Annotated in this window: 18 protein-coding genes; 10 read left to right on the top strand and 8 right to left on the bottom strand. The window is 62.6% G+C overall.

All coding sequences use genetic code 11. From position 1 onward, the window contains the following. The first annotated feature begins 190 nt into the window (after nucleotides 1-190). Genes ACE103_RS21020 through ACE103_RS21010 form a run of 3 tightly spaced genes read left to right on the top strand, consistent with a single transcriptional unit; the run spans nucleotide 191 to nucleotide 2,980 of the window. Nucleotides 191-1,441: a class I SAM-dependent methyltransferase gene (locus ACE103_RS21020; RefSeq protein ID WP_375780979.1), complete on the top strand. Its 1,251-nt coding sequence runs from the start codon at nucleotides 191-193 to the stop codon at nucleotides 1,439-1,441. Between the two features lie 51 nt (nucleotides 1,442-1,492). Next, entirely contained in the window at nucleotides 1,493-2,263 is a 771-nt protein-coding gene (gene rfbF, locus ACE103_RS21015) for a glucose-1-phosphate cytidylyltransferase (protein WP_375780978.1), read from the top strand. A 6-nt stretch (nucleotides 2,264-2,269) separates the two neighbouring features. After that, nucleotides 2,270-2,980 carry a class I SAM-dependent methyltransferase gene (locus ACE103_RS21010; protein ID WP_375780977.1) on the top strand — a complete coding sequence of 237 codons (711 nt, stop codon included), beginning with the start codon at nucleotides 2,270-2,272 and terminating at the stop codon, nucleotides 2,978-2,980. A 294-nt stretch (nucleotides 2,981-3,274) separates the two neighbouring features. Here the strand turns inward: ACE103_RS21010 and ACE103_RS21005 are convergent, their stop codons facing one another. Then, nucleotides 3,275-3,520, bottom strand: coding sequence for a hypothetical protein (locus ACE103_RS21005; RefSeq protein ID WP_223975150.1), 246 nt, complete (start codon nucleotides 3,518-3,520; stop codon nucleotides 3,275-3,277). A gap of 366 nt (nucleotides 3,521-3,886) precedes the next feature. On the opposite strand from ACE103_RS21005, the gene ACE103_RS21000 reads away from it, so the two are divergent. Further along, nucleotides 3,887-4,336 carry a BLUF domain-containing protein gene (locus ACE103_RS21000; protein ID WP_375780976.1) on the top strand — a complete coding sequence of 150 codons (450 nt, stop codon included), beginning with the start codon at nucleotides 3,887-3,889 and terminating at the stop codon, nucleotides 4,334-4,336. Nucleotide 4,337: 1 nt separating this feature from the next. On the opposite strand, the gene ACE103_RS20995 is transcribed toward ACE103_RS21000, so the two are convergent. From ACE103_RS20995 to ACE103_RS20965, 7 genes are all read right to left on the bottom strand, one after another. Then, nucleotides 4,338-4,532: a hypothetical protein gene (locus ACE103_RS20995; protein WP_223975152.1), complete on the bottom strand. Its 195-nt coding sequence runs from the start codon at nucleotides 4,530-4,532 to the stop codon at nucleotides 4,338-4,340. 50 nt (nucleotides 4,533-4,582) lie between these two features. Then, nucleotides 4,583-4,960: a hypothetical protein gene (locus ACE103_RS20990; RefSeq protein ID WP_375780975.1), complete on the bottom strand. Its 378-nt coding sequence runs from the start codon at nucleotides 4,958-4,960 to the stop codon at nucleotides 4,583-4,585. Between the two features lie 177 nt (nucleotides 4,961-5,137). Next, nucleotides 5,138-5,620 carry a hypothetical protein gene (locus ACE103_RS20985; RefSeq protein ID WP_375780974.1) on the bottom strand — a complete coding sequence of 161 codons (483 nt, stop codon included), beginning with the start codon at nucleotides 5,618-5,620 and terminating at the stop codon, nucleotides 5,138-5,140. A 30-nt stretch (nucleotides 5,621-5,650) separates the two neighbouring features. After that, nucleotides 5,651-5,815 (bottom strand): hypothetical protein, encoded by a 165-nt coding sequence (locus tag ACE103_RS20980; protein WP_375780973.1) that lies wholly within the window; start codon nucleotides 5,813-5,815, stop codon nucleotides 5,651-5,653. A gap of 87 nt (nucleotides 5,816-5,902) precedes the next feature. After that, nucleotides 5,903-6,166, bottom strand: coding sequence for a DUF3551 domain-containing protein (locus ACE103_RS20975; RefSeq protein ID WP_223975155.1), 264 nt, complete (start codon nucleotides 6,164-6,166; stop codon nucleotides 5,903-5,905). 287 nt (nucleotides 6,167-6,453) lie between these two features. Next, nucleotides 6,454-7,305: a 3-hydroxybutyryl-CoA dehydrogenase gene (locus tag ACE103_RS20970; protein WP_375780972.1), complete on the bottom strand. Its 852-nt coding sequence runs from the start codon at nucleotides 7,303-7,305 to the stop codon at nucleotides 6,454-6,456. 141 nt (nucleotides 7,306-7,446) lie between these two features. After that, nucleotides 7,447-7,941: a hypothetical protein gene (locus tag ACE103_RS20965; RefSeq protein ID WP_375780971.1), complete on the bottom strand. Its 495-nt coding sequence runs from the start codon at nucleotides 7,939-7,941 to the stop codon at nucleotides 7,447-7,449. 227 nt (nucleotides 7,942-8,168) lie between these two features. Between ACE103_RS20965 and ACE103_RS20960 the strand changes: the two genes are divergently transcribed. From ACE103_RS20960 to ACE103_RS20935, 6 genes are all read left to right on the top strand, one after another. Then, nucleotides 8,169-8,384 (top strand): hypothetical protein, encoded by a 216-nt coding sequence (locus ACE103_RS20960; protein ID WP_375780970.1) that lies wholly within the window; start codon nucleotides 8,169-8,171, stop codon nucleotides 8,382-8,384. A gap of 104 nt (nucleotides 8,385-8,488) precedes the next feature. Next, nucleotides 8,489-8,746 (top strand): hypothetical protein, encoded by a 258-nt coding sequence (locus ACE103_RS20955; protein ID WP_375780969.1) that lies wholly within the window; start codon nucleotides 8,489-8,491, stop codon nucleotides 8,744-8,746. A gap of 206 nt (nucleotides 8,747-8,952) precedes the next feature. Continuing rightward, nucleotides 8,953-10,242: a hemolysin family protein gene (locus tag ACE103_RS20950; protein ID WP_375780968.1), complete on the top strand. Its 1,290-nt coding sequence runs from the start codon at nucleotides 8,953-8,955 to the stop codon at nucleotides 10,240-10,242. 118 nt (nucleotides 10,243-10,360) lie between these two features. Beyond that, nucleotides 10,361-10,960, top strand: coding sequence for a formyltransferase family protein (locus ACE103_RS20945; protein ID WP_375780967.1), 600 nt, complete (start codon nucleotides 10,361-10,363; stop codon nucleotides 10,958-10,960). Nucleotides 10,961-11,153: 193 nt separating this feature from the next. Further along, nucleotides 11,154-11,513, top strand: a complete 360-nt coding sequence (locus tag ACE103_RS20940) for a hypothetical protein (protein ID WP_223975167.1) — start codon at nucleotides 11,154-11,156, stop codon at nucleotides 11,511-11,513. Further along, nucleotides 11,458-12,012, top strand: coding sequence for a hypothetical protein (locus ACE103_RS20935; protein WP_223975169.1), 555 nt, complete (start codon nucleotides 11,458-11,460; stop codon nucleotides 12,010-12,012). Before ACE103_RS20940 ends, ACE103_RS20935 begins: the two co-directional genes overlap by 56 nt. Nucleotides 12,013-12,058 lie beyond the last annotated feature (46 nt).

Genomic DNA, 12,058 nt, shown 5'->3' with positions numbered 1-12,058 from the left:
TAACCATCTGCGAAGGTTCTGGCAATCCGCCGAATGCGAGATGCTGCGACCCGCAAGATCCATCGGGGGATATCCGCCGGCCTCAACCTTTGACAAATGGAGCCCAATACGCAAAGTCACCGCGTATTTCAGGGTACGGCGGCTTTGATACAACAATATGCGCCGTAACAGCTTGTCACATGGATATCGAATGAACTCGACAATCGTGCCGGCCAATCAGATCGATCATTGCGAAGTGTGCGGCAACCGCACGCTTGCTCCCGTGCTGGATCTCGGGGCCCACCCGATGTGCGACGATCTTGTCGCGATCGGAAGCCCGCGGACGTGCGGCGAATACCCGATCGAGATCCTCTTTTGCGACAATTGCCGGACCGCACACCAGCGCTTTCAGGTTCCAAAGCGCGAGCTGTTTCCCGAGAGTTATCACTACCGGTCGCGCTTTACTGCCGACGTGCTCTCCGGAATGAAGGACCTCACCGATTCCTGCGAGCAGCGCTTCGGCCTGGTTGCAGGGAGGAAGGTCGTCGATGTCGGCTGCAACGACGGAAGCCTACTGGATTTCTTCCGAAAGAAGGGCGCCACCACCATCGGCGTTGAGCCGACCTCGGCTGCGCAGGATTGTGCGGCGAAAGGACACGTTACCATCCATGATTTCTTCACCGAAGCAACGGCAGAGCAGATCGTAGCCACGCATGGCAAGCCGGACTTCATCACCTTCACCAACGTGTTCGCGCACATCGAAGACCTCGGCAGCGTGATCGCCGCGCTGAAGCGCTTGATCGGCGAAAAGACCGTCCTGGTCATCGAGAACCACTATCTCGGGTCGGTTTTGCGCACCAATCAGTTCGATACTTTCTACCACGAGCACCCGCGCACATACAGTTACCGCTCGTTCGTGTTCATCGCCCGCACGCTCGGTCTCAATCTGATCGACGTGCAGTTTCCGGCGCGTTATGGCGGCAACATTCGTGTTTTTGCGGGCAAGCTGGCGTCCGCGGTAGACTTGGCAGCCATAGAGGAACTCGAGGCCAAGGAGGCGAACTTCGGCCTGGACTTCGCAACACTGCGCAGCGGCGTGACGCGCTGGCGCGACAAGAAGAGTCAGGAGTTGAGGACTCTCGTACAGAAGAATGGACCGCTTCGCGGCAAGGCCTTCCCGGGGCGCGCCGCCATCCTGATCAAGCTGTTGGCACTCGGCGACGACTCGATCTTGATCGTGCACGAAAAGCCCGGTTCGATGAAGATCGGCCATTACCTGCCGGGCACGCGGATTCCGATCGGTTCCGACGATGATCTATTGAAGGCCTCACGGGGCGCCAATCCGCTGCTTAATCTGGCATGGCACATTCCGGTCGAGATACGTAATTATCTCAAGGATATTGGCTATGATGGTCCGGTGATCGATATTTTGAGCCAGCAGGATTTTCAGCCTGGCGCGTGAGACCGCCAATACAACTCAACCGCCACCGCGCGGCGAACTGAAAGCCAAGACATGAAAGCGGTTATTCTCGCCGGTGGATTCGGCACACGCCTTTCCGAGGAAACCGACCTCGTGCCTAAGCCGCTGGTTGAAATCGGCGGCCGGCCGATTTTGTGGCACGTGATGAAGCTCTACGCGGCAGCCGGGTTGAATGATTTCGTCATCTGCGCTGGCTACAAGGCATCGATGATCAAGCACTATTTCGCCAGCTATTTCCTCGAAACCAACGACATCGAGATTCGCACCGCCACGCGCGAAGTCCACTACCTCACACCTAAATCGCTTGATGACTGGACAGTGAAGATCATCGATACCGGCCTGAATACGATGACCGGCGGACGCATAAAACGTGCTGCACCGTACCTGGATGGAACCTTCTGTCTCACCTACGGCGATGGCGTCGCCGATCTCGATATCGCCAAGGTGATTGCATTCCATCGCAGCCATGGGAAGCTCGCGACGGTGACGTCAGTCCCCTCACCTGGCCGTTTCGGCATTCTCGATATGGACCAGTACGATGCCGTATCGCGGTTCCACGAAAAGCCAGATGCCGAAATGGGCTGGATCAATGGCGGGTTCTTCGTTCTCGAACCTCGCGTCCTCGACTATATCGACGCCGACGAAACCGTTTGGGAACGTCGACCGCTGGAACGGCTGGCAGCCGATGGACAATTGATGGCCTATCGCCATCCAGGCTTCTGGAAGGCGATGGATACGCTGCGAGAGAAGCGCGAACTCGAAGAAATGTGGGCCTCCGGCTCCGCACCGTGGAAGCTATGGTGAGAACCGATGACACAGCCCGACGATCTCAACCGTGCCGAGTTCGACGCGTACACAGCGAACTACAATGAGGAGATCAACAAGGCCTTGAATTTTTCGGGCCTCGATATCGACTTCTTCGCGCGCGTTAAGAATGACTATCTGGTCGATATCCTCGACGCACGTCAGGGCGGCGCAGCCAAAGCCGAACTGCTCGACGTCGGCTGCGGCGTTGCCAATGCCCACAAGCAATTGACTGATCGGGTCGGCGGGATTTCGGGAATTGACGTTTCGGGCGCCAGTATCGCGGTGGCACGTCAACGCAACCCTGGCATCCGCTACGAAGTCTTCGACGGCACTCATCTCCCGTTCGGCGACCAGTCATTCGACGGCGCGTTCGCGATCAATGTGTTTCATCACGTCCCCGTGGCACAGCGGCCGACGCTGGTTGCCGACGTACGCCGCGTACTGCGTCCCGGAGGATTGTTTGCGATCTTCGAGCACAATCCATTCAATCCCGTGACCCGGCGCATCGTCAACACCTGCGAATTCGACAAGGACGCGGTGCTGTTGAAACGACGTGATTCCGAAACACTTCTCGAGGGCGCCGGCTTCAAAGATATCAGCACGCGGTATATTTTTTCGGTGCCGGCGGCCGGCCCGCTGCTCCGCAGAGTTGACCGGCTGTTTTCGTTGCTACCGTTCGGCGCGCAGTATTATACGCTGGGTACCAACCGCTAGGGTGCTCCCAAGGCCTCGATCGGCTCTCTGGCGGGATTCATCGACCCGCTAGCGGAAGTTGATTCAAAACTCCCGATGCGGATTTATTCAAACAGATGCAAATGCGTTGTGAGGGCTCCCCAGCCAACCCACTTTGAGACGACTTGCGCGCGGCACCCGATTGGGAAGCAAATGAATCGCACGGCGTCGTCGACGGCACTGTCATCAACTGCCTCGGTTGCGCCTAAGACTGTCGCGCTCGATGTTGTGATGCAACCGAAGCGAACGGCCATCTAGGCCCTCTGCGCTACCCGCTCACGGCCCCACCGTCAGCGGCAGCTCGCCCTGGCCGTTCGTCCAGTCGATGATGTCGAGCTGCAGCCCCCGCTTCAGCATCTCGGCCTCGAGACTGCCGGCGTGGCGTTTCCATTCGGGCGTTGCGCGGACCCGGAATTTGGGCTCTTCGCCGTGTGCCTCGAATTCATCGTCGGCCTTGAGCGCGCCGCGGATGGCTTCGTACATCATTTTCAGGCTGGCGTCGGTGAAGGCGCCGTAGTCCATCGGTCGTCTCCCTCAGCACTGTCAGAAGCCAAAAGGCCGCCACGAAACTCATCGTGGCGGCCTTCGGCGTAGCGGCCCATCCAGACGGCCCGGTACGAGCGTGGGCGAGTCGGGTTAATGAAACGTTGTTTGCGCGGCGGCGGCATACCTTCTCGGAGCTCGCCGACACCTTCTGCCGTCCCGTGTTTCTCCGGATTCGCCTTTAATCGGGAACCGCGCTAACCAACGGGGAACTTGGGCTATTGCATCATGATCGAAATTTTCAGATTTGCCGGTAGGGGCCGTTGGCGTGACGCGGCCCCTTTTCATTTTGGACCGCGTGTTCGTTGCCGGCTTCTTCCTTCGACGCGCTGAGGCAATTTCAGGATGTCGCCAACCGAGCATGCCCTGATCTACGTCAGTCGTAGCACCAGCAACCTGCACGACAGTTCCGCGAGTGAGATCATTCGCAGCATCCTGGCGCAGTCGCGCGCGAAGAATGCGCGGCTCGGCGTGACCGGCGCCCTGCTGTTCAGTGAGGGTTACTTCTGCCAGGTCCTCGAAGGCGAGCGGGCTGCCGTCGAGGAGATATTCAGCGCGATCGAGTCCGATCCGAGACACCGGGACATCACCCTGCTCACCTTCAGGCCGGCGACGCCGCGGCGCTTCCCCGATTGGTCGATGGCTTATTCCGGCGCCGCTGCCGGCCCGGCCTGGACTTGCAAGATGGAAGGCCTGCTTGCAAACCCGTCCGCGATCGACGGCGATCAGATGGGCCGCGAACTGCTCGTCCTGATGACGGATCTGGTCAGGCAGCAGGACGTCGACGGCCCCTAGTTCAGAGCCTCAGGCATCGAAACAGTTGGGCGAGCGCGGTGTTGGCGGATTGGGCGCGCCGTTCGAGGATTTCGGCAGCTGTAGCGTAGTTGCGTGCCAGGATCTGGAGCGCGCGTCGAGCATCCGGCAGCGTGGACTGCCTGGCCATCTCCAGGCACTGGTGCTCGAAGTAGCGAAGCTCCTCAAGTTCGGTCATTGCGATTCGTCCGATTTCATCTGCATCTTCGAACTCAGTGCGCCAACGGCCTAGTGAAAGTTTGGCAAGATTGTTGCCGACACGGGATGATCTGGTCGGAGTGTTGCTGGAGGCATGATTTGATAATCACTGCTCCGTGACCAGCGCGGGTGCGTGCTGCGCGGATCGACAAGCGCGCCCGATCGCATCACTATGCGTGAGTCTTGCTTCGGACGCAGCAACGTCTTGACGGGAGCGCGGGGCATCTTCGCGAGCATTGCCGCGGTGGGCATTTTGGCGGACTGGTTGGCGCTGGCCACGGCCGGTGCATCCTTGAGTTGGCATTGTTGCATCAGATGAAGAAACGCGATTGGGCCTTTGTGGCCGCCTGTGCGGCCGGCGCGCTGCTGTTCGGTATCTGGAGTTTCCAGATGGGCATCGCGTTTCATCGCTCCCGGCAGGCCCCGACCGATCTCTCCAGCTCGCACCGGCGTGGTCAGGACGGCTCCCAGGACGGCTCTTCCGCGAGTGGCCCTCCTCGGCCCGCGGCCGACGACAGCGACGAACGGGCCCGACAGCCGCGATAGATGGCGCAATTGCGTTCCTCACTGCCGCATCGCCTCGACCTAGGCCCACGCCAGCCCCGGGACGACAGCGGGCTCATCATCGTCGGCCCTCGCGCCGGTGAGGCGCCTGCGGCGCGCACTGTCCCTGGCGCGACGATGACGCGTGTCAAACCGGCGTAGCGCCATCGGCACGCGCCGCGCGAGGCTTTGAGCGAGCTCGATGGCCTGTCTGACGACGGCCATGACGGTTGCCACGCGCGTGAACAGGCCGATCAGGAACACCATCGAGAAGACGTCGATATAGGCCAGCACATCACCGACCAGCATCAATTCGGGAGGAAGCGGAATCCGGTGCAGATAGGCGCCGATCACGATGACGACCGGGATCAGCGCGATCAGCTTCCGTAACGTCAGCCGATCCAGCAAGGCAGCGAGCTCAACCACCAGGACCAGCCCGAGCCAGTCGCCGAGCGCGGCCGGCTTGTCGATCGTCCAGGTCTGCCAAAACGTCTGCCACAGCTGCCGCCAGTTCCGTTTCCCCATCGCCGCGTCCTCTCGAGCGCAATCCCCGCGCTACGGCTTCGACGACGCCTCGCCGCCGTCACCCTCGATCGCGGCGCCTTCCACGTCAGCCGAATCGGCCGACGGAAAAATGCGCTCGTAATTGGCTCGGGCCTCGCGAATCAGACGCGCACGCTCGCGTTCAGACTTCGAGATGAACCTGATGATCTCGCCCATATCCTCTCCAACGCAGGGGGAATTCTCCGACCATCGGCAATGCAACCATCATGCCTGATGGCCGCCCGGCCGATACGCTCGCGGCGCTTACCGGGTGGTTGCCCGCGGCGCTATCCGCTGCTGGCTGAACGCGACACGCGGATTGATGCCGCAATAGGCATCGCGGCCCGACGCCGACGCCTGGCACTGCTCGTAGGTCTGGTAGCCGCAATAGCCGGGATAGCCCTCATCCCTGCCCTGGATGCACCAGGGATAATCGTAGGGATCGGCCGCCGCCGGCTGTGCGGAACCGACAATCCAGCTCGTCCCGAGCGCCGCGAACGCCAGAATTGCCAAATTTGACCTGCGCATGAGCCTGCTTCCTTCTCGATCGGCACCCAGCAGCTGATCTAGGTACGCCGGGAAGATCTGCGAGGTTTCCGCTCACCGCCTCAAGAAGGTGTGACCCGCGCGGGGGAAGCCATGGCGCCATGGACAGGCGCGGGGCACCCAACAAAAAACACGAGGCCCGGTGTGCCTAGGAGCCCGGGCCTCGTGTCTGATGTCCCCCGCCTCAGTGGCGGATCAGGCGTTGTGGTTACGCGAGCTCGTCCGCGCGATCCATCCCGGATGACTACGGGGTCGGGCGCGCGCAGATTTCACTTGCTGTAGCTGTAGAATCCCTGCCCGGACTTGCGGCCGAGATGGCCGGCATCGACCATCTCCTTCAAGAGCGGCGCCGGCCGGTACTTGGGATCGTTGAAGCCGGTGTAGAACACCTCCATCACCGACAGCATGGTGTCGAGCCCGATCAAATCGGCAAGCGCGAGCGGGCCGATCGGATGGTTGCAGCCGAGCTTCATGCCGGCATCGATCTCTTCCGCGGTCGCAATGCCTTCCTGCAGCGCGAAGATCGCCTCGTTGATCATCGGGCACAGGATGCGGTTCACGGCAAAGCCCGGGCTGTTCTTCGCGGTGATCGCGACCTTGCCGACACGCTTGGCGAACGCCTCGGCCTTGGCGACCGTATCGTCCGAGGTCTGCAGGCCGCGGATCAGTTCGAGCAGCGCCATCACCGGCACCGGATTGAAGAAGTGCATCCCGATGAAGCGGTCGGGACGATCGGTCGAGGCCGCAAGGCGGGTGATCGAGATCGACGAGGTGTTGGTCGCGACCAGCGCGCTCGGCTTCAGCCCTACGCAGAGATCCTTCAGGATCTTGACCTTCAGCTCCTCGTTCTCGGTGGCCGCTTCGATCACGAGATCGCAGGCGGCAAGCTTGGCCTTGTCGGTGGTCGCAATGATCCGCGCGAGCGTCGCGTCGCGATCGGCCGCCGTCATCTTCTCCTTGGACACCAGGCGATCGAGACTGGACCCGACCGTCTTCAAGCCGCGTTGCACCGCCGCGTCCGAGATATCCACCATGGTCACGGCAAGGCCCGCCGCCGCGCAGATTTGCGCGATACCGTTGCCCATGGTTCCGGCGCCGATGATGCCAACCGTCTCGATCATTGTGTCTGTCCCTTCTCGTCGCTTGCGCCGCCGCGCGGCCGCATCGTCAAAAACGGCGGACCCTTGGAGGTCCGCGGATGGCGCATGCATAGCAGTCCGGCCGAACGGCCGATACAGGAGGCGGCGGTATTCCGGTAAGGTCTATTCCGGACGCGGCGGGATTGATCGGCGCGGCGGAACGGCGGCGCGCGGCGGCAATTGGGTGCGCGGCGGCTCTGCCGCGCGCGACGGCTCGAGCACGCGGTTGAGCCGTACGATCCACCAGGCGAACCGGCCGTAGCTGCGGCGCAGCGCCGACCCAAATCCCTCATCGATGTCCTGGTCTCGATCCATGCCGCTATCGTTAACGTCGATTTTTGAAGGAACGGTGTGACGCAATCGCCCGCTGCGCCAGCCGCCGTTAGGAATTTGGCAACCATTGGCGCGCAGGCTGAAGGCTTCGGCGCCGGTATTCTCCCGGATTGCACAGGGCAGACCCCGCGCCGCAGCATCGCCATCGCGGCGCGACTCGCTTTTAATTGATCGAATTTTCCGCCGCGCCCGGCGACATAAGGACATTAGACGACGAGGGCTACGCCCATGCTTTCTGAAAAATTCTTTTTGGTTCTCGAGACATTGCTCAACGGCCAGACCCATTCCGACGGAAGCCCGCGTGTGGTGAGCACATCGCCCCACGTCCCGGTCAAGCTTCCGCAGGAAGGCCAGCCGGAACGCAAGCTCCCTCGCTAGGCTTCGCGCCGCGAGCCGGCCTGACTGATCGCCGCGACGCGCGGAGCCAATCCGCGAGCTCGCGCGCGTGATCCAGCTCATAGTCGGTGCAGGCGAGGCACGCTACACCACTCCCGCAACGAAGTGGTGGTGCCATGGACTGCAAGCCCGACAGCAAGACCGATTTCGGGAGCATCGCCGTCGCGATCTGCGTCGCCGCCTACACTGCGATCATGCTCGCCTATCTCGCCCAAGACGATCTCGGCCTGACCGCCGCGCAGACACGCCACTTCTCGATGGTGGCCGCGCTGTTCCTTGCGCTGCCGATCGCGCTGGATTTCCTGCGCACCGGCCCCGGCAATGCGCGCTGACGCTGATCTCCCCTGCCGTCCACGCGCCCGCGCAACATAGCGCTAGGTGAAGCGACGCGAATCAGCGTTACTTTGCAACTGATCACTTCGTGGGATTTGGCTGCATGACCCAGCCCAGCGTCCTGGATCAGAAGATTTTGGATCAGAACATTCGCGAGCTGCAGGAATGGCTCCGCACTGCTTGGCAGCAGCTCGCGGATCCCTCGCTCACCGCCTTCTCCCGCCGCGAGCTGCGCAACCAGATGAAGCAATGCCACGCCGATCTGCGCGTGCAGCTGCAAGCCGCTTCCAAGCAAATGCTGAGTCAGCCGGCGGCAGCGGGCAAGACATTCGTCAGACCTGAGCTTCGGATCCTCGCCTAGCCGCGTTTTCCAGCAGAACGGATTCCGGTTCAGGTGAAGGCGTCACAATTGCCAACGCGCCAAAATGCCGCGATCTCCTGCCGCATGCGCGCCATACGCACCCTCTGCTTGTGCAGGGACGCCCGACAAGGCACAGCAAAACCGCTCCGGTATGCCTATATAGGGCGTCGCAGAGCGGCCCATGCCGCTAAACCTCAGGGACTCCCGTGTTATATCTGGAACTTGCGATCGTGGCGGTCTTGATCGTCGTCAACGGTCTGTTGTCGATGTCGGAGCTCGCGATCGTCTCCTCCCGTCCGGCGCGCCTCGCGGCGCTGGTCGAGAAAGGCGTCAGCGGTTCGCGCCGCGCGCTCGCGCTGGCCTCCGATCCCGGAAAGTTCCTGTCTACCGTGCAGATCGGCATCACGCTGATCGGCGTGCTGTCGGGCGCGTTCTCGGGCGCGACGCTGGGCCAGCGCCTGTCGCAATGGCTATTCGAGTTCGGCGTGCCGGCCAACGTCGCCGACGCCGCCGGTGTCGGCATCGTGGTCGGCGCGATCACCTATGCCTCGCTGATCGTCGGCGAACTTGTGCCGAAGCAGATCGCGCTGCGCGATCCCGAGGCGATCGCGGTGCGGGCGGCTCCGGCGATGACGGTGATGGCAAAATTGTCGCTGCCGGTGGTGTGGCTGCTCGACCGCTCCGGCAAATCGTTGCTGTGGCTATTGGGCCATCGCGAGGATGCGCAGGACCGCGTCAGCGAGGACGAGATCAAGACGCTGGTGGTGGAAGCCGAGAACGCCGGCGTGCTGGAGCCCGGCGAAAAGGAGATGATCGCCGGCGTGATGCGGCTTGGCGATCTGCCGGTCGGCGCCGTCATGACGCCGCGCCACGAGGTCAGCCTGATCGACCTCGCCGCGCCCGCGGCCGAGATCCTGGCGACGCTGCAGAAGAGCAGTCACTCGCGCTGCGTGGTGTTCGACGGCAACCGCGATCATGCGCTCGGCATCGTGCAGGCCAAGGACGTGCTCGACGTCTATCTCGCCGGCCAGACGCCGGACATCCGCGCGCTGACGCGCGATGCGCCGATCATTCCGGAGACCGTCGACGCCCGCGACGTGGTCGCGATCCTGCGCGACTCCGCGGTGCATATCGGCCTCGTGCACGACGAATACGGCACCTTCCAGGGCGTCGTCACCAGCGCGGACATCCTCGAGGCCATCGTCGGCGCTTTCCATACCGAGGAAGGCCCAGCCGAGCCCGCCTATGTCAGGCGCGACGACGGCTCCTATCTGATCTCGGGCTGGATGCCGGCACTCGAGTTCAGCGAACTGCTCGGCATCGCGCTGCCCTCGCCGCGGCCCTACCAGACCGCCGCCGGCTTCCTGCTGCATGCGTTCGGCGCGATCCCCGACACCGGTGCGAAAACCACGGCGCAGGGCTGGGACTTCGAGATCGTCGATCTCGACGGCCGGCGCATCGACAAGGTATTGGCGAGCAAGCAGCCGGCGGCCTGAGGTTGCCAGCCGGCCGGCCTGTTGATAACGGGCAGGACAACGAAACAGGCGACCGCGGTGTGCTATCGCATAGCGGCAGCCCAAGCAAATCCCGCGTAACCCCCACGGAATTGATCCCATGCGCCTCACCCTTGTCGGTTCCCGCCATTTCGGCGTGACGACCTTGAACATGCTGCGCGAGCACCACGTCACGCTGGTCAGGGTGGTCGTCCATGACGGCGAGGACCGGCTGGCGGCAGCGGCCAGGGCGGCCGGCATCGAGGTCGTGGTCCAGGCCGATCCCAAGCTGGTGACGGCCGCCGAGATCGCGCCGGGCACCGACCTGATCGTGACTGCCCACAGCCACGCCCGGGTCAGCAAGGAAGCCCTTGCCGTGGCCAAGCTTGGCGGCATCGGGTACCACCCGTCGTTGCTGCCGCGGCACCGCGGCATCGCAGCGGTCGAATGGACCATCAAGGAAGGCGATCCGATCGCCGGCGGCAGCATCTATCACCTCGCCGACCGCATGGACGCCGGCGCGATCGCCGCCCAGGACTGGGTGTTCGTCAAGAAGGGCGAAACGGCACGCGAATTGTGGGAGCGCGCGCTGGCGCCGCTCGGCCTGCGTCTGCTCGGCGAGGTCATCGACTACGGCAAGGTGAACGGCTCGCTGCCGGCCAAGCCCCAGGATGAGCAGTTTGCGACCAAGGCGCCTAACCTTAGCCCCGATAAGCACTAATCCGCAATTACGGTATCATAATACCAAAGATTCGAAAGAGTGAGCCAGATTCTCCGTTCCTGATCCGGAACCGAATTCACCATGATGTGTTTGAGTTCATAGGAACATCCGACGCTCCCGCGACGCAGCAAATTTTGAACACATTGTGACAGGATAAGCCGCGTCATCACACGAAATTACAGGGATTTGATTCATGCGTTCGATCCGCATTCGCGACCTGATTTTGGTCACTTCGGTCGCTTCGGCTGCCGCCCTCACCGCTGCTCCCGCCTCCGCCCAGCAGCCCTATGACGGCCTTTGGAGCGTCACTGTCGTCACCAAGACCGGCAGCTGCGAGCCGTCGTCCAGTTCGACGGTGAATGTCATCGACGGAAAGATCTCGGCGCAGGGCGCGGCGATCTCCGGCACCGTCGGCAGCGGGGGACTTGTGCGAGTCTCGATCAATGGTGCATATGCGAACGGACAACTCAGTGGCAACTCCGGATCGGGGAAGTGGAATGGGGCATCAGCTGGCGTACCGTGCAGCGGCCGATGGGAAGCGTCCCGTCAGTAAGATCACCAGCGTATCGAATTTCTTCGCCATCGCGCGGCGGCCAGCATTTGCAGCCGCCGCGTTTTTCGTCACCGCATTGGCAAGCACCGCAGGCCATGCCCAGTCTAGCCCGTTCGCCGGCATGGCGGGCACCTGGTCCGGCGCCGGCTCGGTCACCCTCGACGACGGTTCCAGCGAGCGTATCCGCTGCCGTGCGACCTACCACGTCGGTGGGCCCAGGATGACCATGAGCCTTACCTGCGCCAGCGACGCCTACAAGTTCAATCTGGCGGCCGACGTGGAGGCCGAGGGTAGCGCGGTCACTGGCTCCTGGAGCGAGTCCAGCCGCAATGTCAGCGGCGATCTGCGTGGTCGCGGCGGCGGCGGCAACTTCCAGGTCGTCGCCAGCGCGCCAGGCTTCAACGCCGACATCTCGATGCGCACCGCCGGCAACAAGCAGTCCGTCACGATCCGGGCCGACAGCCAGTTCCGCGGCGCCAACATCACGCTGACGAAGTAACCGGCCTTCAGACAACAACGCCCCCGGGACCCAAATCTCGGGGGCG

The organism is Bradyrhizobium sp. ma5 (genome assembly GCF_042258955.1).
Classification (GTDB): Bacteria; Pseudomonadota; Alphaproteobacteria; order Rhizobiales; family Xanthobacteraceae; genus Bradyrhizobium.
The sequence above is the reverse complement of the archived record's forward strand: the minus strand, read 5'-3'. Positions and strand labels throughout refer to the sequence as shown.

What these genes read in the sequence shown, in the direction of transcription:
- ACE103_RS20985 (WP_375780974.1), bottom strand. Translation starts at nt 5,620, where the DNA reads ATGGGGAAACGGAACTGGCGGCAGCTGTGGCAGACGTTTTGGCAGACC.
- ACE103_RS20940 (WP_223975167.1), top strand. Translation starts at nt 11,154, where the DNA reads ATGCGTTCGATCCGCATTCGCGACCTGATTTTGGTCACTTCGGTCGCT.
- ACE103_RS20990 (WP_375780975.1), bottom strand. Translation starts at nt 4,960, where the DNA reads ATGAAACGCGATGCCCATCTGGAAACTCCAGATACCGAACAGCAGCGC.
- ACE103_RS21020 (WP_375780979.1), top strand. Translation starts at nt 191, where the DNA reads ATGAACTCGACAATCGTGCCGGCCAATCAGATCGATCATTGCGAAGTG.
- ACE103_RS20955 (WP_375780969.1), top strand. Translation starts at nt 8,489, where the DNA reads ATGACCCAGCCCAGCGTCCTGGATCAGAAGATTTTGGATCAGAACATT.
- ACE103_RS20960 (WP_375780970.1), top strand. Translation starts at nt 8,169, where the DNA reads ATGGACTGCAAGCCCGACAGCAAGACCGATTTCGGGAGCATCGCCGTC.
- ACE103_RS20980 (WP_375780973.1), bottom strand. Translation starts at nt 5,815, where the DNA reads ATGGGCGAGATCATCAGGTTCATCTCGAAGTCTGAACGCGAGCGTGCG.
- ACE103_RS20935 (WP_223975169.1), top strand. Translation starts at nt 11,458, where the DNA reads ATGGGGCATCAGCTGGCGTACCGTGCAGCGGCCGATGGGAAGCGTCCC.
- ACE103_RS20995 (WP_223975152.1), bottom strand. Translation starts at nt 4,532, where the DNA reads ATGACCGAACTTGAGGAGCTTCGCTACTTCGAGCACCAGTGCCTGGAG.
- ACE103_RS20945 (WP_375780967.1), top strand. Translation starts at nt 10,361, where the DNA reads ATGCGCCTCACCCTTGTCGGTTCCCGCCATTTCGGCGTGACGACCTTG.
- ACE103_RS21005 (WP_223975150.1), bottom strand. Translation starts at nt 3,520, where the DNA reads ATGGACTACGGCGCCTTCACCGACGCCAGCCTGAAAATGATGTACGAA.
- ACE103_RS21010 (WP_375780977.1), top strand. Translation starts at nt 2,270, where the DNA reads ATGACACAGCCCGACGATCTCAACCGTGCCGAGTTCGACGCGTACACA.
- rfbF (WP_375780978.1), top strand. Translation starts at nt 1,493, where the DNA reads ATGAAAGCGGTTATTCTCGCCGGTGGATTCGGCACACGCCTTTCCGAG.
- ACE103_RS20975 (WP_223975155.1), bottom strand. Translation starts at nt 6,166, where the DNA reads ATGCGCAGGTCAAATTTGGCAATTCTGGCGTTCGCGGCGCTCGGGACG.
- ACE103_RS20965 (WP_375780971.1), bottom strand. Translation starts at nt 7,941, where the DNA reads ATGGGTCTGGCCGTTGAGCAATGTCTCGAGAACCAAAAAGAATTTTTC.
- ACE103_RS21000 (WP_375780976.1), top strand. Translation starts at nt 3,887, where the DNA reads ATGTCGCCAACCGAGCATGCCCTGATCTACGTCAGTCGTAGCACCAGC.
- ACE103_RS20970 (WP_375780972.1), bottom strand. Translation starts at nt 7,305, where the DNA reads ATGATCGAGACGGTTGGCATCATCGGCGCCGGAACCATGGGCAACGGT.